This is a genomic window from Paenibacillus sp. FSL W7-1088, assembly GCF_037969855.1.
In the GTDB taxonomy this organism is placed as follows: Bacteria; Bacillota; Bacilli; order Paenibacillales; family Paenibacillaceae; genus Paenibacillus.
The window spans coordinates 5,665,759-5,688,566 of sequence record NZ_CP150216.1; the positions used below are offsets into that span (position 1 = coordinate 5,665,759).

A 22,808-nucleotide genomic window follows, 5' to 3' on the forward strand; every position below is an offset into this window, starting at 1 on the left:
CTGTGTTCAGCGTGGATTTTTTTGTATAGACCTATAACGGGCCCTACTTTCCCGTACGTTAAGGGCGGAGAATGACGTTTGTTCATTCTCCGCCCTTTTTGCGTTTTCCAGGAATATGTTCCATCGCTTTAACCGAAATTCCATTTTATATCCAAGGAGAGATCAAGCATGAATGAAAAAACGTTAACCAGTCTGGGTTATCCCCAAATTCAAAAAAACGTTGCCGCCTGTGCCCTATCCTATTTAGGCAAACGTTACGCAAGAGACATGAAGCCAATGGTGGACGCTCCTCAGATTCAAATGCGTCTGGAAGAGACCGCTGAAGCGGCTGCTTTGATTCGTAACGGCGCCAGTGTGCCCATTCCATCACTGGATGGCATGGAGACCATTATGGATCTGCTAGGTACCGGTTATTTATTTACGGAACGTGATTTCAGCCATCTTGCCCAGTTTCTGCGCAGCTGTGCACAGCTGATGAAATACATGGAAGGCAAATCCGAAGTGGCACCCACAGTAAGTCGCTACGCTTCATCCATGATATGGATGGAATCCCTGCTGAGCGAGATTGAACGCTGTATCCATAGTGGACGCATTCAGGATCAGGCGAGCAAGGAGCTGATACGTATTCGTAAAAAAATGACGGTGAACGAGGAACGAATGAAGCGCAAGCTGGATTCGCTAATAAGCAAACACCGCTCCATCATGCAGGAAAATGTGATTAGTCAGCGTGGTGGAAGAACAGTGCTGCCCATTAAGAAAGAATTCCGCAAACACGTTAAAGGCAGTGTGCTGGATGAATCGGGAAGTGGCCAAACCGTATATATTGAACCTGCTGAATTAGTAGGTCTGCAAATGGAGCTGGCTTCACTGCAAGCCGAGGAATCACGGGAGGAGATGAAAATACTCGGTGACTTAACCTCTCTTGCAGAGTCTTATAATCGAGAAATCTCACTAAACACGGAAACGGTAGGAATTCTGGATTTCCTGTTCGCCAAAGCGAAATATGCGGCGACCATGGACGGACGGACTGTACGTGTCAATGCCAATGGACGGGTTCGGCTTCATCATGCCCGCCATCCGTTTATGGGCGCATCCATGGTTCCGCTTGATTTTGCAATTGGTCAGACGTATTCCTCACTAATCATTACAGGGCCGAATACGGGTGGCAAAACGGTTGCACTCAAAACATTGGGTCTGCTGACATTGATGATGCAATCCGGTCTGCTTGTGCCTGTCGCTGAAGATGGCGAGATGGCCGTGTATCATGAAATTGCTGTGGATATCGGTGATGGACAGAGCCTGGAGCAAGCACTTAGTACCTTTTCTGCACATATTCGCAACATGATTGGCATCCTGGAGCAAGCCGATTCATCGACGCTTGTGCTTATTGACGAGATGGCCTCCGGTACCGATCCCGGTGAGGGAGTGGGACTCTCGATCGCCATGCTGGAGGAGCTGCACAGCCGTGGAGCTACCGTTATCGCTACAACCCATTTTGGGGAAATCAAACATTTTGCTGCAGCCACGCCTGGATTTGAGAATGCAAGAATGGAATTCGATACGGTCTCTCTTCAACCTCTTTATCGATTGCGGATCGGAGAAGCCGGGGACAGCTATGCCTACTCCATTGCACTGAAATTGGGTATGCCACAGCGCATTATTGAGCGATCCAAGCTCATCTCAGATCAGGGTGTCCCGCAAAGTGTCTCTTCCATCTCCTCTCCATCCGTGCCTAATGTAAGTTCAACGTCATCACAAACAAACAGCACGGTTGAACAAGAACGATTGAATGAAACAAGGAACATGATGAAACCTGTCAGTCCGCCCGTACAGACTGGAACAAAAAAGAAATTTGCTGATCGGCCTGAAACATTAGAACCCACCGCCCCTGTTAAAGCATTCCGAAAAGGGGATCGCGTCTATGCAGCTTATCTGAACCAGTCAGGCATCGTCTGTGATGTGGAGGACAGTCGCGGAAATATCGGAGTCATGCTGCGTGGACGTAAAGTCAAAATTCACAAGAAACGCCTGACTTTGCATATTTCTGCACAGGAACTTTATCCGGGCGACGACTATGACCTCGACATCGTGCTGGAGACCAAAGAGAACCGCAAAAAACGCAAACTGATGAGTCGCAAGCATGTGGAAGGATTGAAGATTGAATTGCCCCCTGAAGAATAACCACAGGATTGATATAATGGATTGAGTTGCTATACTTGAATAAACCTGTCGATCGTTCGTGGTTAGAAATTTATCGGGGAAGGAAGACTCGTATGTCTGTTGAGCAGGATACAAAGAAAGTCACTCCAGAAGTTCTTGTATGTCCTTTATGCGGTGAGGCCAATGGTTGCTCCTATGCCGCTGGTCGTCCTCATTCAGAATGCTGGTGTAACCGGGCTGTGTTCCCAGAAGGGGTATTTGACCCCATTCCGGCAGAACAGCGCAGGAAGTCCTGCATCTGCGAGGCATGTCTGGATACGTATAAAAAGAAGAAAGAGCAAAATAAAGAGCCCCACAGTTAACCCTGTGAGGCTCTTCTTCTATCGATATGATTTTGTATTGAAATACAGACCGTTACTTCTGCATTTGTTGATAATGCGCTACAGCCTGCTTCAGTACAGGATGACTCTCATCCATGGACGTATACTGGCTGAGTGCTGCTTCAATCCCTTTTTGCTGGATCGTAGTCTGGAGTTCCACTGCTTCTGGGTCTTCGGAAATGTCAAACTTGCAAGCAGCCGCCATACCCATTGCCAAATGTGTTGTCTCCGTTCCATACTCGTAAGCCTGGAGAGCCGGGCGAACCAGACGATCATTCGGGGACAGTTTCCGCAGCGGCGAACGTCCTACACGAGTTACTTCGTCCGTCAGATGCGGGTTAACGAACCGTTCCAATATTTTGGCAATGTACAACTGATGATCGTCGGCATTGAATCCAAAACGCTTCACCAAAACAGCTCCGGTTTCCTGCAAGGCACCATATACGATGGATTTGACTTTTTCATCGGCAATAGCCTTCTGAATCGTATCATACCCGTTCACATATCCAATATAGGCAGCAATACAGTGTCCGGTGTTTACGGTAAACAGCTTCCGTTCGATATAAGGCTCCAGATCATCCACATACATTACACCCTCAACCGGTTTGAATGCAGGGGCCATTTGTGAACGGTCAACAACCCATTCATAGAAAGGCTCTACCTGTACATGCAATGGATCTTCATGATGCTGAATCGGCACAATCCGATCCACGGCAGAGTCCGGGAAATACACGTACTGATCCGCAAGCTGGCGAGTACGCTCATCAAGTAGACCATATACATGTTCTTTCAACTGCGTGCTGGCTCCAATTGCATTTTCACAGGCAATAATGTGAAGCGGCTGGAAGACATCACCCGTTCCCAGTCTGGACGTAAGTCCTTTTGCAATACCCGGAGCAATATGTTTCAGAATGTTCACACCCACAGCGGTTGTGATCAGTTCAGCTTCTGCAACGTTCTGAGCAACGGTATCCAGATTGGTTCCATCGATTGCACTCACACCGGTAACTGTCTCCAGATCCTTGGCCTCGTTAGCCAGTTCAACCGTATACTCTCCACGCTGCTCTAGAGCCTTAACCAGCTCCTGGTTAACGTCCGAGAAAACGACATTGTAGCCTGCACGGGACAGAATCAACCCGATAAAGCCACGTCCAATATTACCTGCTCCAAAGTGAAGGGCCTTCATAGTTCCATTTCGCTTTCCAAAATAGTGATGACTTCTTCAGCGGTTTGAGCATGACGCAAAGCTTCCATGTTCTCTTCCTCGGCACAGATGACTGCGATGCTGGTCAGGATCTCCATATGTTCTCCACCTTGAGCGGCGATACCAATGACCATATACGCTTTCTCTTCCCCAAAATCAACACCTTGCGGGAACTGAATCACCGATATACCTGTGGACAAAATGAATGATTTGGATTCCTTCGTGCCATGTGGAATTGCAAGTCCGTTGCCGACATACGTGGAGACAATCTCTTCACGCTCCAGCATTTTGTCAATGTATTCAGCGGTGATATGTCCCGCATCTTTCAAAATTTGACCTGCCATACGAATCGCTTCGTATTTGTCCTGAGCCGTTGCATTCATGATGACTTTATCTTTAGTTAACACACTCATGTTTGAATACCTCCAATTTCGGTTTTGCTGCGGTAAAATCCCGCAAGTTCTTGGGACAAGTAATGAATAAGATCATCCCGGTTGCCTTTTTCAAGTAAAGTGATCATTTCTTCCTGCAACAATAGTGCACTGATCTCACTCAGTACCTCCAAGCTTTCCTTCGATAACTGTCTGGGTCCTAGCATCAAGAGCACATGGCTGACACCTGTCGGGTCTTCCGTCGTGCGTAGAAGCGGCTCTGTCAGTTGGAACAGTGTAATGGATGGACTGTGAATGCCATCACTGCGTGTATGAAACAAAGCGAGGGAAGTCCCGGGAATTTTCTGGCTTCCAATCGCTTCACGCTCCTCCAGCAGCCTGGCAATCTCTTCTGGATTATTTAACACACCGGATTGATGTAAAACACTGCACATCGCGTAGGCCGTGTCAAAAAATCCGATCTCCTGATTATCCAACGGGAACACCTGAAACTTGCCGATAATCTGTACGATTTCAATCAGGGTTGCTTCCAGTCCAACTGGATCGGCAATTCGTCCTATTGTCCTTAACTCAGCTTCAGGTGGGGGGCTATGTTCCCGCTGAAGCGTCGTTGTCCTGATGAAGTGCCTTAAACGTTCACTTTCTTCTGCCGTCAGCAGTGGACTCACCTTGTAGTATTGATGTTTATCCATCGGCAGATCCACAGTAGAGAGAACCAGATCATATTCCGTCTTCGGTATACGTGCGGCTTCATACCAGGACACACTGTCCACAATCCGAATCTCGGGAATTTCCTTGGACAGACGGCTCGATAACATCCGTGAAGATCCGATCCCACTCGTACAGACGACGACTGCTCTGATCTCACGTTTCAGCACACGCAGCCGTTCAATGGAAGCACCGAAGTGCATCACCAAAAATCCGATCTCCTCGTCCGGCACATCCGTATGGGGCCAAGCCTCTCGCACCGCTAACTTTACATCCTCAAACAGTGATTCATAATCCTTGCGGATCTGTTGAAGCAGCGGATTACGGATGAGCTGCCGCCCATCCATTCGTTCCAGCACCGGCTCCATATGGGCAATCAGACCTTCACGGAGCATACGATCCTCATGGAACGAATAATGAGTTTTCTGCTGCATCCGATCTGTGAGGGAACGAACCATGTCAAGTAAGACCAGATCGTCTACGGGCAGCAGACGCGAGGAATGAATCGATTGCGCGATTTCAATCAGCAGCCTGTGAAAATAAGCCTGCTCCTCGCTCACAAACTCCAGCCCAAGTTGGGCAGATAGAATACCGCACAGTCTGGAAGCTAAATATTCCGGCACCTTCTGCTCACCATGTAGAGGCATTCCAACGTCTTTTTTGTCCTGTTGAGTACCCCGACCTATGCCAAAGCCTTTGCGAATCCGCACAACCGCTACAGACAATTGGATCAGCAGCTTCATGTATTGACGCTCCGGTATATTTTCCAACCACTCAATATCCGGCTGCCATAATGCATTTTCGACCGTAAGTACATCCTCATGCCCTATCATTTCCAGAAGCTTGCTGTTTACTTTGGAAACTCCATGCTCCGCTTGTCTACCGAACAAATCGGATTCATCCAGATATTCAAGAGCAAGCGCGGAAATAGCCATGCGATGAGCCAGCTCGCTTCCATTGATTTTGACCCCGTATCCACGCCTGCGAACCAACTTCAAGCCAGCCAGCTGAATGCGCGGCTCCAGATCGTCCAGATCATTGCTTGCCGTCGACACGGTTACCTTCAGATCTGAGGCCAGCGCAAGCAGCTTCACAGGCTCGGCTTCATCCAGCAAAATACAAAGCATGAAGAGTTTACGCTCTTCGGGCGTAAACTCCACATATTCGTTAAGCTCAAGTTGTTGACGCAATACGGCCAAATCATCGGAACCGGGATCAATTCGAACCCCGGTTCCCGATTTTTTTTCCAATCTCATACCAAGGGGCTCAAGCCATTGTTCAATCATCTGCAACTCCCGATGTACGGTACGAGTGCTTACTTTGACCGCAACAGCTATATCGCCAGCAGTTACCTCATGCGGATGCTCCAGCAGGAACTCCACGATTTCACGCTGTCTCCTTGTAATATTACTCATCAGGAGTCGGATTTGAGGCGCTCCACCAGTGCCTCATATTCAGGACTCTTCAGGAAGTTATCGATGGAAATATGCTCTGCATTTGGAGCCACGGATTTGGCCCGGTCAGTCAATGTTTTCTGTGTGATGACGATGTCGGCATCTTGTGGAATCTCACTGATCGCCGTATTGGTTACAGCAACATCCACACCGGCTGCCTTCATTTTCTTGCGCAGAATGGAGGCCCCCATGGCACTCGAACCCATCCCTGCATCACAGGAGAATACAATTTTATTGATATCCGTTTTTACTGCCGAAGAAGCAATATCGGCTGCACGGTCAGCTTCCCGATTGTCTTTATCAACAGTGAGGTTGCCTGTTTTGCCCTGATTTTTCATATCCTTCATGCGGTTGGACGCACTGTCCAGATCTTCGTCGTCCTTCTGTTTACCTGTTTTGAGCAGTATAGATGCTACGAGGAACGAGATGATTGCAGCTACGGCTACCCCTGCAAACATGCCAAGATATCCACCCTTAGGTGTTAACAACGAGTATGCAATGATGCTTCCCGGTGACGGTGCTGACACCAAACCAGCTCCAGTCAGCATGAAGGTCAATGTACCCGCTACACCACCAGCCATTGCAGCCAGAATCAGTATCGGTCTCATCAGAATGTAAGGGAAATAAATCTCGTGAATCCCGCCAAAGAAATGGATAATTACAGCACCTGGAGCGGAAGATTTGGCTGATCCGCGACCGAAGAAGCAGTATGCCAGCAAAATGCCGAGTCCAGGTCCTGGATTGGATTCAAGCATGAATAATACGGATTGACCCAGTTCTCTTGCTTGATCCGTACCAATTGGCGTCAAAATCCCATGGTTGATCGCATTGTTCAGGAATAATACTTTTCCTGGCTCAATGATCAAATTGACCAGCGGGAGAAGTCCAGCATTCATCAAAGCTTCTACCCCGGCCGATAACACCTTGCTAATTGCTTCAACAAAAGGCCCGATGCCTTTAAGGGCTAGAAGGGCCAAAATCCCACCAATAATACCAGCGGAGAAGTTGTTAACCAGCATCTCAAACCCTGATTTGATTTTGCCATCAACAGCCTTGTCAAATTTTTTAATGACCCAGGCTCCCAATGGTCCGGCTATCATGGCTCCAAGGAACATTGGAATGTCACTGCCGACAATAACCCCGATGGTCATAATTGCACCGACTACACCACCACGTTGGCCGTGTACCATGGTACCGCCTGTGTAACCGATAAGCAAAGGCAGCAAATATTTGATCATTGGATCAACCAGCAATGCAAAATCTGCGTTAGGGAACCATCCTTTTGGAATGAACAATGCCGTAATTAGACCCCAGGCGATAAATGCACCCATGTTTGGCATAACCATACCACTCAGGAAACGTCCAAACTTCTGAACGCCGACCCGTATTCCTCCGCTTTTCTCGGACTTTGCGTCCACTGAACTCATACTGAAAACCTCCTCAACATATTAAACCTTAATTCCACTGAATTTTGACAACGATGATCCAGACGAACAAAGGTACAAATCTGCAATAAATCTTAATTTACAACCATATCGTAAATGAAAACGGTATCTTCTACAACGAAATGAAAACCTACTTCCGTCATGAACGTTGATGACAAGATTTAAATTTAAAGGATTTTCTAACGTTTGACCTTGTATATGGAATGGAACCTGTTATTCCCTTTCATGTATCATACCCACGAATTAGCCCATTTTAATGACAAATAAAATGGTAAATATATTCTATTTAAACGAGCCATTTCTATTTAATTTAGAAATGATATTGGAACACATTAGAGTGATAAACATTCCATCCCATTCATCATTTAACAACGGCAAAAAAGCGCAATCACCTCACCCTGTCTCAGGTGAGGCCATTGCGCCCAAGTATTCTCCGAATAAGCAGTGTCACTATCCGGATCTATAAACAATCATTTCATTTTTTTCAAGCTAAACGGACTTTTACATCAAGCTATAGCTCTCGATCCAACCAATGAATTATACCTTCATATTATTCCGTATGTTTACGATACGCACCCGCATTCATCAATGTGGATAGCGCTGCTGTCAGGTCGCCTTCAACACGAATCTCGATCATCCAGCCTTCCTCATAAGGAGAGTTGTTAACCAGCTCCGGGGAATCCTGCAATGCATCATTCACAGCAATAATCGTTCCACTGACAGGAGAAAACAAATCTGAAACGGTTTTGACGGATTCAATCGTTCCAATACTGTCTTCCGCTTTTACATCCGATTCCAGGTCAGGCAATTCTACAAACACAATGTCACCCAGCTGATGCTGCGCGAACTCGGTAATGCCAATACGTACGGTATCCTCCCCAACGGTCTGCACCCATTCGTGCTCTTCACTGTACAGGAAATCACTTTTCAATTCGCTCATCGATATCCGCCTCGCTTTTCATTAATGAGTGCATGCGTTTCTTTGACCTTAACCTTTTTCCCAGAACATAGCGTATGATATTTTCGATTCAAATGTCAAGATACCTCACAATTTATTTGATTTTCTTCCTTATATACCTGTAACTCAAATGGGCCCTCCCTGCATATAATGGTGAATATTAGAAAAGTAAGCGCGATCTTTATAAATAGACGAACATTAAGAAATAAAATAAAAATATCATTCGGTTTTTTTATTCATTTCTATGATATCGTTCTTGACATCAATAGACGATTCAGGCTTTAATGAGAGTAGTCAATGTGTTTAATTGGTCTATGCAATACCCGCGGATGAATGTAAAGGGAGAGATTACCCTTGACACCCGAATCAGGGTGTACATGCGGTAACGCCGAAGGAGTAAACCACCGACAAGCGGAGGTGAATCTCTCAGGCAAAAGGACTTTTACGGGACGCAACTCTGGAGAGCATCTATTCGCCCTGTGCGGGCGTTATGATCACCCAAGGGGAAACCTGCTGCATCAGGCGGCGGGGTAACTCTCAGGTACCAAGGACAGAGCCTAAGAATACAGCGTGCTTCTGGCATGCCGGTTCTTTGGCCTGTCCTTTTCCTTTTTCCCAAAAAAACGAAAACAGGTTATAGAGCGGCGCTGCCTATAGCGTCCTTGCCTTACTTTTATAATAAAATGTGATGCCAGATTCATTGATCCACGGTTATACACTCGGCCGGTTGACGGCCCATGACGAGGTGATTGGATGTCCGATTTGCTTAGAACCCCACTCTTTCCACTCTATCAGCAATATGAAGGCGTACGATGCATTGATTTTGGCGGTTGGGAGCTCCCGGTACAATTCAGTGGAATTCAGAAAGAGCATGAAGCGGTGCGAGAACGTGCCGGATTATTTGATGTATCCCACATGGGCGAATTCACCGTCCAAGGTGAACACGCGGAAGCTTTTTTACAGCACATGACCACCAATGATGTAACAACACTCGTTCCCGGTCAGGCCCAATACACGTTAATGTGTTATCCGGATGGCGGCGTGGTCGATGATCTGCTGATCTATAAACTGAAAGACCAGCATTATATGCTGGTCGTTAACGCCTCCAACATCGACAAGGACTGGGCATGGCTGCAACAGCACATGACGCCAGGCGTAACGATGACCAATGATTCGGATCAAACGGCGCTGCTTGCTCTGCAAGGTCCGCTGGCAGTGGATATTCTCAGAACGGTGACAGACACCGATGTGTCATCGATTGAGCCTTTCCGCTTTGTGGCAAATGCGAAGGTATGTGGCGTTACATTGCTGTTATCCCGCACCGGATACACGGGTGAAGATGGCTTTGAGCTATACGTTCCTGCAGAACAAGCCGCTGAGGTCTGGAACGGATTGATGCAAGCCGGAGAAGGTCACGGACTCGTTCCGACTGGACTAGGAGCTCGGGATACGCTGCGCTTTGAAGCCAAGCTTCCTCTGTATGGACAGGAATTGTCTGCAACCATCTCACCGCTGGAGGCTGGCGTTGGCATGTTTGTGAAGCTAAATGCAGGCCCGTTTATCGGACATGAAGCCTTGTTGCAGCAAAAAAATGATGGGCCTGCGCGCAAGCTGGTCGGCATCGAAGTACTGGAGCGCGGCATCCCTCGCCCTCATTATCCCATTTACGCCGAAGGCGTGCAGATTGGTGAAGTGACCACAGGCACCCAGTCGCCTACGTTGAAACGTAATCTGGGGCTGGCCTTGATTGACAGCAAATATGCTGCATTGGGTACCCCGCTGGAGATTGAGATTCGTGGCAAGAAACTAAAAGCCGAGGTCGTGAAGACCCCTTTTCATAAACGGACACGTGAATCAAAGACACCTACTCAAGGAGCTGATCAAGCATGAGCAAGCATCGCTACATTCCCATGACCGAGCAGGATCAGAGTGCCATGTTGGCAACCATCGGTGTGGAAACGATTGAGGATCTGTTCCATGACATTCCACAGGAGATTCGCTATCAGGGTGAACTGCCCGTTTCCTCCAAACTGGATGAATATGCACTGACACGTCATATGTCGAAGCAGGCGGGAGCCAATGCCAACTTCGAGACACACGCCAGCTTCCTGGGCGCAGGCATTTACGATCACCACGTTCCCTCTGTCATTAATCATGTCATCTCCCGTTCCGAGTTCTACACTGCCTATACACCCTATCAACCCGAGATCAGCCAAGGAGAATTGCAGGCGATTTTCGAGTTTCAATCTTACATTTGTGAGTTAACAGGCATGGCCGTAGCCAATGCCAGCATGTACGATGGTGCAACTGCATTTGCGGAAGCAGGCAATCTGGCCGCAGCAGCAACCCGCCGCAAACAGCTGATTGTGTCACGTACCGTGCACCCTGAGTCCCGTCAGGTATTGCAAGCTTACGCACACGGCCTCAATCTGGAGATTGTTGAGATTGGATATCAAAATGGAGTAACAGACTGGGATGCCCTGCAAGCCGCCGTTTCCGATGACACCGCAGCCGTCATGATCCAGAGCCCGAACTTCTTCGGCGCCGTGGAAAATGTAAAACAGGCCGCAGACCTTGCGCATGCGCACAAGAGCCTGCTCGTGGTCAGCGCCAACCCGCTATCGCTGGGTCTGCTGGAAGCCCCAGGCAAGCTGGGTGCTGACATCGTTGTTGGCGATGCACAGCCCCTTGGTATCGCCGCTTCACTCGGCGGCCCAACATGCGGATACTTCGCCGTATCCCAGGCTCATATGCGTCGGATTCCTGGCCGAATTGTAGGCCAGACAACGGACCGCAACGGCAAGCGTGGTTTTGTACTCACGCTGCAAGCACGGGAACAGCATATCCGCCGGGAAAAGGCGACGTCCAACATCTGTTCCAACCAGGCGTTACTCGCGCTGAGCGCCTCTGTCTATATGTCTATTATGGGTAAACAAGGCATGATCGACGTCGCTGATCTGAATTTGCAAAAGAGCCATTATGCCCTTAACACGCTTACCGCAATTCCAGGCGTCTCTCTTACATTTACCGCCCCTACATTCAATGAGTTTGTGATCCAACTGCCTCAAGGAACAAACGTGGAACCACTGCAACTGAAATTGCTCGATGCAGGTTTCATTGGCGGGTATGAACTTGGACGTGATTATCCAGAGCTCGCCGGACATATGCTGATTGCGGTTACGGAACGACGCAGTAAGGAAGAGATCGATGAATTCGCACGTGTATTGGAGGGATCGCTGTGACTCAGGAAACGACAACAAAGACAACGACAACATCGGCACAAGGACAATCTGAAACGGTAACCTCTATCTCCACTTCGGGCCAACCTGAAACTATCACAACAGTCACTAATCAGACTGCCTCTCCAGCACCGGAGCAATCGTTGATTTTCGAACTCAGCAGTCCGGGTCGGGTCGCTTATTCCTTGCCTGAATGCGACGTTCCCCGTCAAGCTGTGGATTCCCTGATTCCCCGGGAATTGCTCCGGTCTGAAGCAGCAGCATTGCCTGAGGTTTTTGAAGTTGACGTCATTCGCCACTACACTGCCCTGTCTCGTCGTAATTTCGGGGTAGATAACGGATTCTATCCACTGGGTTCTTGTACGATGAAATATAATCCGAAGATTAATGAGGATGTGGCCCGTTACAACGGGTTCGCCAAAATTCACCCCTATCAGCACGAATCCAGCATTCAAGGTGCACTTGAGCTGCTCTACACGTTGCAAAATGACCTTGCCGGACTAACCGGTATGGACGCCGTTACGCTGCAACCTGCCGCTGGTGCACATGGCGAATGGACCGGGCTCATGATGATCCGCGCCTACCACGAAGGCCGTGGTGAACAGCGTACAAAAGTTATCGTACCGGACTCTTCTCACGGGACCAACCCGGCAAGTGCAACCGTAGCAGGTTTCGAAACGGTAACGATCCCTTCCCGCGCAGACGGGCTGGTGGATCTGGACGCACTTCGCGCAGCTGTTGGTTCGGACACCGCAGCGCTCATGCTGACTAACCCGAACACACTCGGCCTTTTTGAAAAAGACATTCAGGAGATTGCCTCCATTGTGCACCAGGCAGGTGGCCTGCTGTACTACGATGGAGCCAACTCCAATGCCATTATGGGCATCACTCGGCCTGGCGATATGGGCTTCGATGTGGTGCATCTGAATTTGCACAAAACAATGAGTACTCCGCACGGCGGAGGTGGACCTGGTGCCGGCCCGGTTGGCGTGAAGAGCCGCTTGATTCCATTTCTGCCGAAACCGATGGTCATCAAAAATGATGAGGGTATATATGCATTGGATCGTGAAGGTGATCAATCCATTGGCCGGGTCAAAGCGTACTATGGTAACTTCGGTATTCTGGTCCGCGCCTATGCCTACATTCGTACTTATGGACCTGAAGGCTTACGTCGGGTATCTGAATGTGCGGTGCTCAATGCCAACTACATGATGGCTCGTCTCGCACCTTACTACGAGATTCCGTATCCAGGCGTGTGCAAACATGAATTTGTTATGTCTGGCCGGGGGTTGAAGCAGTACGGTGTGCGGACACTGGATGTTGCCAAACGATTGCTTGATTTTGGGTATCACCCGCCAACCGTGTACTTCCCACTGAACGTGGAGGAATGCATCATGATCGAGCCAACGGAAACCGAGAGCAAAGAAACCCTTGATGGGTTCATCGATACGATGATTCGTATTGCCAAGGAAGCAGAAGAGACACCTGAACTGGTACTCAATGCCCCTTATAGCACACCGGTTACCCGTCTGGATGAAACAACAGCCGCCCGTAAACCTGTATTGAACTGTGCTTGCAGTTAGACCAGTCTGACAAAAATCGCAATTCCGATATCGGCACATATAGACACAGTAACAGCCTAGCTCTAAGCCGCTGTTGCTGTGTCTTCTTTTATTGAATTTGTCTGCTTAAGACAAACCTTACAATAGAAATAACCGGCTCAAAACAAAAAAAGCCGGTATCTGCTGTAGCAACAGATACCGGCAAAATCGCTGCACGACTGCAGCTTTTTTATCGGAAAAAGAAACCCTTAAAATCGGGTGGAAACCCCTTAAAATTACATTACGCTTGAATGCTTTGAACCAATTCAACGACTTGTTCAGCCGTTTGCATATCCAGTGCTTTGGCAGCAAGTTCTTGCATGTCTGCACGGGACAGCTTGGTGATCTGACTGCGAGCTGGCAGAATGGATGTTGCGCTCATGCTGAACTCATCCAGTCCGAGACCGAGCAGCAATGGAATTGCTGTTTCGTCTCCGGCCATCTCTCCACACATGCCAACCCATTTGCCTTCACGGTGCGCTGCATCGATAACCATTTTAACCAAACGCAAGATAGCAGGGTTATATGGTTGATACAGATACGATACACGCTCGTTCATACGGTCAGCAGCCATGGTGTATTGAATCAGATCGTTCGTTCCGATACTGAAGAAATCCACTTCTTTGGCAAATTGATCTGCCAGAACTGCAGTCGAAGGAATTTCGACCATGATTCCCAGTTGGATGCTGTCTGAAACAGCAATACCTTCAGCAACCAGCTTTTCCTTCTCTTCGAGCAGGACAGCTTTGGCTTCACGGAATTCACCCAGTGTTGCGATCATTGGGAACATAACACGCAGGTTACCATGTACACTTGCACGCAGCAATGCACGCAATTGAGTACGGAAAATGTCCAAACGGTCCAGACACAGACGAACTGCGCGGAAACCGAGGAATGGATTCATTTCTTTTGGCAGATCCAGATATGGAAGCTCTTTGTCTCCACCGATGTCGAGTGTACGAACAACAACAGGTTTGCCTTCCATTTTTTCCAGTACAGCCTTATAAGCATTATACTGAATGTCCTCAGAAGGAAGCTTGTCTCTGCCCATGTACAGGAACTCGGTACGGTACAGGCCTACAGCCTCGCCGCCATTCTCCAGAACACCGGCAACATCATTCGGTGTACCAATGTTGGCTGCCAGTTCCACATGAACGTTGTCCACCGTTACCGTTGGCTCATCACGCAGTTTTCTCCACTCGGCACGTTGTGCATCGTACTGTTCCTGTTTGGAGCGATACTCAGCAATCACATCATCCGTTGGATTAACCAGTACGTGACCGTCCAAACCGTCAACGATAATCATATCACCTTGTTTCGCTTGAGCCAGAATGTCCTTGGTTCCAACGACAGCCGGAATTTCAAGTGAACGAGCCATGATCGCGGAGTGAGAAGTACGTCCACCAATATTGGTTGCAAAACCTTTAACATATTGACGGTTCAGTTGAGCCGTGTCGGAAGGCGTAAGATCCTCCGCAAGCACGATCACTTCTTCACTGATCTCCGCCGGACTCATGAATTCGATACCAAGCAAGTGATTTAGCACACGTTTGGTTACATCACGCATATCCGCAGCACGTTCCTGCAGGTAAGCACTCTTCATGTTTTCGAACATTTCGATAAATTGCGTTGCTGTTTCGTTCAATGCGAATTCTGCATTAACCTTATCATCTGCAATTTTCGCTTTAACCGGATCAATCAGTTCCGGGTCATTCAGAATGAGCAAATGCGAAGCAAAAATCTCAGCTTTTTTCTCGCCAAGCTCTTGTAAAGTACGCTCTTTGATCGCCTCAAGCTCAGCCTGGGACTTGCCCAGTGCTGAGTCGAGTTTCGCGATCTCTGCGTCAACGTCGTTGATTTCGCGTTTTTCTACAGAGTAATTGGGATGCTCCAAGATAAACGCCTTGGCGATAGCAATACCCGCCGAAGCCGCGATCCCAGAAACATTAAGCATTAATTTCGCCCAGCCCTTCGTTAACCATAACGTCTGTCAGAGCTTGAAGAGCTTCAGCTTCTCCTTCGCCTTCAACGATGATGCTGATAGTGTCGCCTTGTTCCAGACCAAGGGAAAGTACGCCCAGGATGGATTTCAACGTTACTTTTTTACCGTTAGCTTCTGCAAAGGATTCTGCACCTTTGAATTTGTTTGCTGTATTAACCAGGGCTGTCGCCGGACGTGCGTGGATACCATCTTCATCTGTAATTCTGAATGTTTGTTGCATTACAATCATCTCACTTTCAATAATTTAGTTTTAGGCATTGCATATATTTACACTTGCTTGCCATTGTTGTAACACTTCTTATTTTATCTCAATAATCGGCTGATCGCCAATTTTCAGTAACCCACTTTTCGTTAGCGTTACTGTCGAGCCTTCTGGCAGGTTGGTGAAAATGATCGGAGAGATGATTGACGGAGCATTAGCTTTCACATACTCCAGATCCACTTCCATAATCGGCTGTCCTGCAGATACCAGGTCGCCTTCCTGCACGAGCACGTTGAAGCCCTGTCCTTTCAGCTTCACCGTGTTGACACCTATATGAACAAGCACTTCCTTGCCTCCGTCAGACATAATGCCCACGGCATGTTTGCTTGGAAATACGTTAAACACCTTACCATATACAGGAGAAGTGATCTTGCCATCATGAGGCAGAACAGCAAAGCCATCACCTGTCATTTTCTCAGCAAAGACCGGATCAGGAACGTTTGTGATATCCATCAATTCGCCGTTAACTGGCATAACGATGTCTTCCGCAATAATACGTTCGCCTTCTTCACCTTGCGCCTTTTCCTGTTCAGGAGCTGGCTTAGCCACAGCTGCTGGTGCCGGTGTCCGTCCTGCAATGATATCCTGCATTTGGGATTTAATCGTATCTGAACGTGTACCGAAGATGGCCTGTACATTATTACCCACTTCAAGTACGCCAGATGCACCCAATTGTTTCAAACGATCTTTATTTACACTGGATTTCTCATTTACTTCAATCCGCAAACGAGTAATGCAGGCATCCAGATGTTTGATATTCTCTTGTCCGCCGAATGCAGCAAGAATGTTGTGAGGCAGATCATCTGTTGAACCTGAGCCTCCACCGCCCGAAGTTGTTTCAGGTGTCGCCTCTTCACGACCTGGTGTTTTGAGGTTGAATTTGCGAATGATCAAGCGGAATCCGAAATAGTAGATCACTGCAAGAATCAAACCTACGATGATAACATCCCACCAAGGCGTGCGGTTCGGGATAATCCCGAAGATCAGGAAGTCAATGAATCCACCGGAGAATGTCATCCCGATTTTGACTCCAAGAATTTGCATTGTCATGAAAGACAAACCTGCAAAGATACAGTGTACTGCAAACAGGATTGGCGCTACAAACAGGAATGAGAACTCAAGCGGTTCTGTAATCCCTGTGAGGAACGAAGTCAGCGCAGCTGATCCCATGATCCCTGCAACATACTTTTTGTGCTCCGGTCTTGCTTCATGGTACATCGCAAGCGCCGCAGCTGGCAAACCGAACATCATGAACGGGAATTTACCAACTTGGAACGTTCCCGCTGTAAGGTTCACGCCATCACGCAGTTGATTGAAGAAGATTTGCTGGTCACCACGAATGACATCTCCAGCTTTGTTCACATATTCACCGAACTCAAACCAGAATGGTGAATAGAAAATGTGATGCAGTCCGAACGGAATAAGTGACCGTTCTACCACTCCAAATATGAATGCCGATAATGTCGGACTTGTATCTACCATGAAGTGAGATACAGCATTCAGCCCATTTTGAATTGGAGGCCAGATGATCACCAGAAGCAACCCGATTAAGAGGGAAACGACTGAAGTGACAATGGGAACAAATCGTTTACCTGCAAAGAAACCGAGGTAAGACGGCAGTTCGATTTTGAAAAATCGATTGTAACATAGCGCGGCGGTAATACCAATGATGATACCCCCGAACACGCCTGTACTCAATGTAGGAATACCCAAGATGCTCGCATAACCTGGTACTTCACCGATCATGGCTGGTGTAACACCAACAGCCGTACCTAGAGTCACGTTCATGACCAAGTAACCGATGATGGCCGCAAGACCTGCGACACCTTCGCCTCCGGCCAGCCCGACGGCTACACCGACAGCGAACAGCAATGCCAGATTATCAAATACGATCTGACCCGCATTCATCATAATGGTCGCGATTGAGCTTACCCATGGGGTATCTAGCACTGTTGCATACTGCAAGAAATCCGGATTCACAAGCATGTTACCGATCCCTAGCAATAAACCTGCCGCTGGCAAGATTGCTACAGGTAGCATAAGAGCTTTACCTACTCTTTGCAATACACCAAAAAGCTTTTTAAACATTGCGTCGTATCCACCTTTCTCTTAAATTTTTATGTTGTGATGCAAGCAAGGGAAAACAAAAAAGGCACGAGTTAACAAAGCTAAATTGGTCCAACCTTCGGGTATAGCATACCCGGTATAAGGTAAGAACAATCATGCTCTAGATAACTCATGCCTGATCGAATCAGTAACACGTCGTTTGTGTTTATTCAGTTGCTTGATTACGGAGACCATTGTAGCATCACTTCAAAAACGATGCAAGCCTTTACAAGAAATTTCTCAAACTGCAATTCCACTTGTGGAAAAAATTCACTGGTTGTCTTCTTCTTTCCTTTGATTCAGTCGCTGCAAATGGATGGTCAGATACCCTACTTCAGCAGGATAGACTGGAAGATTCAACCTTTTTTCCATCACCTTCGTCAGCTTCCATGCAAGCGAGTACATTTCAGGATATTCTAACTTCAATAGGGAATCCAATTTGTGGATTTCTTCCACTTTATCTCCCCGACGGACTCGTTCCAAGGCAAACCGAAGATGAGTCAGTAACCGGGAGTAATCCAGTGACTGCGTCTCAAACGAATAATCCAGTTGGGTGGACACCAGGCTCACCAAATCGGTAATCAGTTGGGAATGCTCGCGAACTTGAGAAATATTTTGGTTGGTCATCGCACTGTAGATGTGGAGCGCAATAAAACCGATTTCATCCATTCCCAGATCTACGCCCAGTTTTTCTTTAATCAAACGAACTGCATATTCGCCCATGCGATATTCGTCAGGATAGATTTCACGGGTCTCATATAGAAAAGGATTCTGAATGACAATCCCTTGTTCTTTTCGTTTTAATGCAAAAGAAATATGGTCGGTCAATGCGATATGAATATGTTCATTTAAAGGAACGTCTGTATGTTCTGCAATATACGTAATGACTTCGTTAATAATTTCGATCAATGCTTCATCCACTTGTGGAAGAAGCTGTTTATACTGCTCCTGCTCCTGCTGGTTTCTCAAAATGAACATCTTCTCCACAGCCATCAGTGGAATAATGTCTTTCGTCTTCCGATTGAAGCCGATGCCTTTACCAATCACGACAACTTCTCCATGCTCAGGATGCTGTGCAATAATTACATTATTATTTAGCGCTTTGGCTACTTGCAGGCTACTCAATGTTTGCACCTCTTTTTTCACACCATCTTAGGTGTGATTCAGTCACACCCTATTAAGTAAGAAAAGACATCCGGAAGCGGGCAAACCGCGCCGGACGTCTCGCTTAAAAAGTAACAAAAATTTGCCTTAAGGTCAATAGAGCATGAGTGCGTTATGATTCGTTGTCTTAATCTTCAACTCCAGCTTTTTCCACAATCTTATCGATTATCGATGGGGTTGTAACAGGTTCACTCTGTTGAATAGCAACCGGTGCTGTTGTTTTAGGTTTGGTGAGACCTTTAATTAACTGCTCCACATCAATGCCGGAGACACTTTTGAGCATCTCAGGAGCCGTCGCCATGAGCTCAGTTACATAATTACTTACACGAGTGGCGCCTTCACCTTTACCTGTGTCCACAACAGTCAGCTTATCAATCGAGGAGATCGGCTCCGCAATTTTACCAGCAAGTTCAGGCAGCATTTTGACGATGATATCGAGCACGGCAGCTTCGCCGAACTTTTGGAACGCCTCGGCCAGTTTTTCCTTCGCTTCTGCTTCCGCCAGACCCCGGAGGCGAATAACCTCTGCATCTGCTGTACCTTTAGCGCGTTCAGCATCTGCCATCGCCTGACCTTCGAGACGCTTCTGCTCGGCAGTAGCTTTTGCATGCGTTTCAATGGAGTACTGTACCGCATCGGCTTCACGCATTCTTTTGGCTTTATCCGCTTCGGCAGCCTGCTCCACCGCATAACGGTCTGCTTCTGCCTTTTTCTTCACTTCAGCATCATATTGCTTCTCACGTACGATAATTTCTTTCTCTTGCAGATCGATCTCACGTTCTTTACGAACGAGCTCAACCTTCATCTCTTCTTCCACCACGGTTTGTCTCGCACGTGCTTCGTGGATATGGTACGCCTGATCTGCTTCGGCTTTAGCTGTATCCTGATCCCGCTTAAATGTCGCTACTTTCAGTTCCTTCTCTTTTGCAGCTTCAGCGATATTCGTATCACGCAGCAACTCGGCTTTTTGCCCTTGCTCTTCCGCATTAGCCTTCTGAATACGTGCATCCCGCATCGCTTCTGCTTCCGCAATTTCAGCATCCCGCTTGACGGCTGCTATCCTCGGTTTACCGAGGGCATCCAGATAACCTTGTTTGTCACGAACATCTTTGATGGTAAAAGAGACAATTTGCAGTCCCATTTTTTTCAGATCCCTGGCAGCTACACCTTGAACCTCTTGCGCGAAGCGATCGCGGTTACGATATACTTCTTCCACCGTCATCGTTCCGAGGATGGCCCGCAAATGCCCTTCCAGAACTTCCTGCGCTTCACCTCTTAACGATTCTACCGGCTTACCGATAAATTGCTCGGCTGCAGTAGCCACGTCTTCTACAGAGCTTCCGACCTTGATAATGGCGACACCATCGGCAATGACCGGTACCCCTTGTTCCGTGTATACTTCCGGCGTGGAAACGTCCAGCTTGTGGGACAACAGCGAGATAAACTCTGACTGCTGGAACACTGGCAAGATAAATGCGCCGCCTCCACGAACAATTTTAATTTTTCGTCCGGAGTCATCGTCGGATATATTTTTACTTCCCAGGAATGAACCCGTAACGATCATGGCTTCATCCGGCCCAACCGTTTTGTACCTCGCCCAGAACGCCAAACCAAGAATCAGAATAACACCTACCACAACTGCAGGAATCAACAATACATCCCAATCCAAATTCAAATCCATTCCACATCTCTCCCCTTATTCATACATGACTGCTTACACTGCTAACGGTTAAACTACCTTAAACATTTTTAAGTACATCTTCATCCCATTCCGATACTCGCAGGACACCTTCGGTTACATCCACAACTACAACACGCGCTCCCGCCGCAATGGGACGATGTTCAAAGCTGGATGCCGTGTGCACCGTATTACCGGCAGCAATTTTGATCATAACCTCACCAAAACCTTTTTCCGGTACCGGAATGGTAATTTCTCCAATTTTCCCAGATAGCTCTTTCATGGAAAACGCTATGGAGACGTCACTGTTACGCATCGGCTTGATATATGCGAAGAATACCAGCATGGCTGCAGCAATACCTATAAGCAGGGATAGTATCAATGCCGAAATTGCACTTAACGAGCTATAACGTGTCAGCATAATACCGGCTCCGCCAAAGGTTGTTATGGAACCGGCCAGCACAACAGGTTTGAAAAAATCAAGGCCTGGCAATTCAAAGGCCCCGTCCAGCAAGCCATCAATCAAGTCACCTAGTACAAGGCTGACAACTGCAAATATGGCTCCTCCAATTAGACACCCCCAATAGATTGACTCCATTCCCCGTTCCTCCTCTCTTCTGCCGCAATTCCATCCAACTGGGCATTCCTCATGTAAATAAATACGTAGCAAGGTGCCGTTATGTTTCAAAATCTTTCCTCATTTGGTTTCCAGACCCGATAATGGTTATTCTCCTCGCAATATGGCCCCGTTGCTGGAACAATCTCCGATTGGCTCTTATTCACAACAAAAAACCGCAAATCTCCGTTAAAGGAGACGTGCGGTTCCAGAACACATTGCTGTGCCTTTTGCGTTTTGTTTTTACAGAGAAGCCTTGTAGATGGATACAACATCTTCACGTTGCAATTTTTTGAAGTTACCAAATGGGCCGAAGAGCATGGCTTTATCAGCCATAACTTCGATTTGGCTGTCATCGATATCATAATCAGCCAGACGGTTAGGCGCACCAATGGATGTCCAGAATTTGCTCAACGCTTCAATTCCTTCTTCAGCAATCTGTTTGTCCGATTTACCTTCAGGGTTAACTTCAAACACATTGATCGCGAGACGTTTGAACCGATCCACATTGACGTCCACATTATGCTTCATCCAGTGCGGGAACAGAATCGCGAGCCCTCCGCCATGCGGAATGTCATACACTGCGGATACCGCGTGTTCGATATTGTGAGTAGCCCAGTCACCCGCGAGACCCATGTTCAGTACGCCGTTCAATGCCATCGTTCCGCAGTACAGAATCGTTTCACGCAGTTCATAGTTCTCCAGGTCTTCAACCAGACGAGGGGCTGCATCCATAACTGTGCGCAGAATCGTCTCACAGAATCCGAGCTGAACCGGTGTGTTGGCATCCAGATGGAAGTAATGCTCCAGTACGTGGGACATCATATCAACCATGCCATAAACCGTTTGGTCCAAAGGAACGGTATATGTATTTACCGGATCAAGGATCGAGAACGCAGGGAACGAATACGCGCTGCCCCAGCCCAACTTCTCCTGTGTATCCTGATTGGTGATAACCGATCCAGAGTTCATTTCCGAGCCCGTTGCAGCCATTGTCAGCACGGTTCCGAGCGGAAGAGCATCCTGTGCAACGGCTTTACGCTGAGCAAAATCCCACATATCGCCATCATACTTGGCACCTACGGCAATCGCTTTGGCACAATCCAGTACACTGCCGCCGCCTACAGCGAGGACCAGGTCAATGTTGTTCGTTTTGCAGAGGTCTACGCCTTTGTGAACAGTCGAAAGACGCGGGTTCGGTTCTACACCAGCCAGCTCTGTAACCTCAGCTCCAACTTCCTTCAGCAGTCCGATCACCTGCTCGTACAAACCGCTGCGTTTGATACTGCCGCCACCATATACAAGCAGAACCCGTTTACCGTATTTCGGTACTTCGGTTTTCAGTGCTTCCAGCTGACCTTTACCGAAAATCAATCGGGTTGGATTATAAAATTGAAAAGATCTCATATCTATGTCGCCTCCAATGGAGTTTAGAATTT

17 protein-coding genes and 1 riboswitch are annotated in these 22,808 nt (G+C 47.7%); of the genes, 5 read left to right on the top strand and 12 right to left on the bottom strand.

Annotated features, from left to right (window positions below; genetic code table 11):
- Nucleotides 1–168 precede the first annotated feature (168 nt).
- Entirely contained in the window at nucleotides 169–2,181 is a 2,013-nt protein-coding gene (locus MKY42_RS25545; RefSeq protein WP_339845726.1) for a DNA mismatch repair protein MutS, read from the top strand.
- 92 nt (nucleotides 2,182–2,273) lie between these two features.
- Nucleotides 2,274–2,522: a cysteine-rich CWC family protein gene (locus MKY42_RS25550; protein WP_090903926.1), complete on the top strand. Its 249-nt coding sequence runs from the start codon at nucleotides 2,274–2,276 to the stop codon at nucleotides 2,520–2,522.
- 52 nt (nucleotides 2,523–2,574) lie between these two features.
- Here MKY42_RS25550 and MKY42_RS25555 read toward each other — a convergent pair whose 3' ends face one another.
- The 5 genes from MKY42_RS25555 to gcvH form a co-directional block, all read right to left on the bottom strand.
- Nucleotides 2,575–3,726 (bottom strand): mannitol-1-phosphate 5-dehydrogenase, encoded by a 1,152-nt coding sequence (locus MKY42_RS25555; protein WP_090903927.1) that lies wholly within the window; start codon nucleotides 3,724–3,726, stop codon nucleotides 2,575–2,577.
- Nucleotides 3,723–4,157, bottom strand: a complete 435-nt coding sequence (locus MKY42_RS25560) for a PTS sugar transporter subunit IIA (RefSeq protein WP_024633110.1) — start codon at nucleotides 4,155–4,157, stop codon at nucleotides 3,723–3,725. Before MKY42_RS25560 ends, MKY42_RS25555 begins: the two co-directional genes overlap by 4 nt.
- Nucleotides 4,154–6,259: a BglG family transcription antiterminator gene (locus MKY42_RS25565; RefSeq protein ID WP_339845734.1), complete on the bottom strand. Its 2,106-nt coding sequence runs from the start codon at nucleotides 6,257–6,259 to the stop codon at nucleotides 4,154–4,156. The genes MKY42_RS25560 and MKY42_RS25565 overlap by 4 nt, the downstream gene beginning before the upstream one ends.
- Nucleotides 6,259–7,725 carry a PTS mannitol transporter subunit IICBA gene (locus MKY42_RS25570; RefSeq protein WP_090903929.1) on the bottom strand — a complete coding sequence of 489 codons (1,467 nt, stop codon included), beginning with the start codon at nucleotides 7,723–7,725 and terminating at the stop codon, nucleotides 6,259–6,261. The genes MKY42_RS25565 and MKY42_RS25570 overlap by 1 nt, the downstream gene beginning before the upstream one ends.
- A gap of 568 nt (nucleotides 7,726–8,293) precedes the next feature.
- Complete coding sequence (gcvH, locus tag MKY42_RS25575; protein ID WP_339845738.1) at nucleotides 8,294–8,683, bottom strand: glycine cleavage system protein GcvH; 390 nt, start codon at nucleotides 8,681–8,683, stop codon at nucleotides 8,294–8,296.
- A 347-nt stretch (nucleotides 8,684–9,030) separates the two neighbouring features.
- Nucleotides 9,031–9,153, top strand: a riboswitch (glycine riboswitch).
- A gap of 301 nt (nucleotides 9,154–9,454) precedes the next feature.
- Here gcvH and gcvT point away from each other — a divergent pair.
- The 3 genes from gcvT (at nucleotide 9,455) to gcvPB (ending at nucleotide 13,523) form a co-directional block, all read left to right on the top strand.
- Nucleotides 9,455–10,591 carry a glycine cleavage system aminomethyltransferase GcvT gene (gcvT, locus tag MKY42_RS25580; RefSeq protein ID WP_339845741.1) on the top strand — a complete coding sequence of 379 codons (1,137 nt, stop codon included), beginning with the start codon at nucleotides 9,455–9,457 and terminating at the stop codon, nucleotides 10,589–10,591.
- Nucleotides 10,588–11,943, top strand: a complete 1,356-nt coding sequence (gcvPA, locus tag MKY42_RS25585; protein WP_090903931.1) for an aminomethyl-transferring glycine dehydrogenase subunit GcvPA — start codon at nucleotides 10,588–10,590, stop codon at nucleotides 11,941–11,943. The genes gcvT and gcvPA overlap by 4 nt, the downstream gene beginning before the upstream one ends.
- A gap of 92 nt (nucleotides 11,944–12,035) precedes the next feature.
- Nucleotides 12,036–13,523: an aminomethyl-transferring glycine dehydrogenase subunit GcvPB gene (gcvPB, locus tag MKY42_RS25590; RefSeq protein WP_090904024.1), complete on the top strand. Its 1,488-nt coding sequence runs from the start codon at nucleotides 12,036–12,038 to the stop codon at nucleotides 13,521–13,523.
- Between the two features lie 259 nt (nucleotides 13,524–13,782).
- Here gcvPB and ptsP read toward each other — a convergent pair whose 3' ends face one another.
- The 7 genes from ptsP to MKY42_RS25625 all read right to left on the bottom strand — a co-directional run bounded on the left by ptsP (nucleotide 13,783) and on the right by MKY42_RS25625 (nucleotide 22,776).
- On the bottom strand, nucleotides 13,783–15,495 hold the full coding sequence (gene ptsP / locus MKY42_RS25595) for a phosphoenolpyruvate--protein phosphotransferase (protein WP_090903932.1): 1,713 nt from the start codon (nucleotides 15,493–15,495) through the stop codon (nucleotides 13,783–13,785).
- Entirely contained in the window at nucleotides 15,488–15,763 is a 276-nt protein-coding gene (locus MKY42_RS25600; RefSeq protein ID WP_036617010.1) for an HPr family phosphocarrier protein, read from the bottom strand. The genes ptsP and MKY42_RS25600 overlap by 8 nt, the downstream gene beginning before the upstream one ends.
- Before the next feature lie 78 nt (nucleotides 15,764–15,841).
- Nucleotides 15,842–17,893, bottom strand: coding sequence for a glucose-specific PTS transporter subunit IIBC (gene ptsG, locus MKY42_RS25605; RefSeq protein WP_090903933.1), 2,052 nt, complete (start codon nucleotides 17,891–17,893; stop codon nucleotides 15,842–15,844).
- A 288-nt stretch (nucleotides 17,894–18,181) separates the two neighbouring features.
- Nucleotides 18,182–19,036 carry a PRD domain-containing protein gene (locus MKY42_RS25610; RefSeq protein ID WP_090903934.1) on the bottom strand — a complete coding sequence of 285 codons (855 nt, stop codon included), beginning with the start codon at nucleotides 19,034–19,036 and terminating at the stop codon, nucleotides 18,182–18,184.
- Nucleotides 19,037–19,202: 166 nt separating this feature from the next.
- Complete coding sequence (locus MKY42_RS25615; protein ID WP_090903935.1) at nucleotides 19,203–20,756, bottom strand: flotillin family protein; 1,554 nt, start codon at nucleotides 20,754–20,756, stop codon at nucleotides 19,203–19,205.
- 58 nt (nucleotides 20,757–20,814) lie between these two features.
- Nucleotides 20,815–21,351, bottom strand: coding sequence for a protease (locus tag MKY42_RS25620; protein WP_090903936.1), 537 nt, complete (start codon nucleotides 21,349–21,351; stop codon nucleotides 20,815–20,817).
- Between the two features lie 261 nt (nucleotides 21,352–21,612).
- The gene (locus tag MKY42_RS25625; RefSeq protein WP_090903937.1) at nucleotides 21,613–22,776 is read right to left on the bottom strand and encodes an iron-containing alcohol dehydrogenase; all 1,164 of its coding nucleotides are present in this window, start codon (nucleotides 22,774–22,776) and stop codon (nucleotides 21,613–21,615) included.
- Nucleotides 22,777–22,808: the final 32 nt, after the last annotated feature.

Coding starts and splice junctions, on each gene's coding strand:
- MKY42_RS25545 (WP_339845726.1), top strand. CDS start 169: ATGAATGAAAAAACGTTAACCAGTCTGGGTTATCCCCAAATTCAAAAA.
- MKY42_RS25550 (WP_090903926.1), top strand. CDS start 2,274: ATGTCTGTTGAGCAGGATACAAAGAAAGTCACTCCAGAAGTTCTTGTA.
- MKY42_RS25555 (WP_090903927.1), bottom strand. CDS start 3,726: ATGAAGGCCCTTCACTTTGGAGCAGGTAATATTGGACGTGGCTTTATC.
- MKY42_RS25560 (WP_024633110.1), bottom strand. CDS start 4,157: ATGAGTGTGTTAACTAAAGATAAAGTCATCATGAATGCAACGGCTCAG.
- MKY42_RS25565 (WP_339845734.1), bottom strand. CDS start 6,259: ATGAGTAATATTACAAGGAGACAGCGTGAAATCGTGGAGTTCCTGCTG.
- MKY42_RS25570 (WP_090903929.1), bottom strand. CDS start 7,725: ATGAGTTCAGTGGACGCAAAGTCCGAGAAAAGCGGAGGAATACGGGTC.
- gcvH (WP_339845738.1), bottom strand. CDS start 8,683: ATGAGCGAATTGAAAAGTGATTTCCTGTACAGTGAAGAGCACGAATGG.
- gcvT (WP_339845741.1), top strand. CDS start 9,455: ATGTCCGATTTGCTTAGAACCCCACTCTTTCCACTCTATCAGCAATAT.
- gcvPA (WP_090903931.1), top strand. CDS start 10,588: ATGAGCAAGCATCGCTACATTCCCATGACCGAGCAGGATCAGAGTGCC.
- ptsP (WP_090903932.1), bottom strand. CDS start 15,495: ATGCTTAATGTTTCTGGGATCGCGGCTTCGGCGGGTATTGCTATCGCC.
- MKY42_RS25600 (WP_036617010.1), bottom strand. CDS start 15,763: ATGCAACAAACATTCAGAATTACAGATGAAGATGGTATCCACGCACGT.
- ptsG (WP_090903933.1), bottom strand. CDS start 17,893: ATGTTTAAAAAGCTTTTTGGTGTATTGCAAAGAGTAGGTAAAGCTCTT.
- MKY42_RS25615 (WP_090903935.1), bottom strand. CDS start 20,756: ATGGATTTGAATTTGGATTGGGATGTATTGTTGATTCCTGCAGTTGTG.
- MKY42_RS25620 (WP_090903936.1), bottom strand. CDS start 21,351: ATGGAGTCAATCTATTGGGGGTGTCTAATTGGAGGAGCCATATTTGCA.
- MKY42_RS25625 (WP_090903937.1), bottom strand. CDS start 22,776: ATGAGATCTTTTCAATTTTATAATCCAACCCGATTGATTTTCGGTAAA.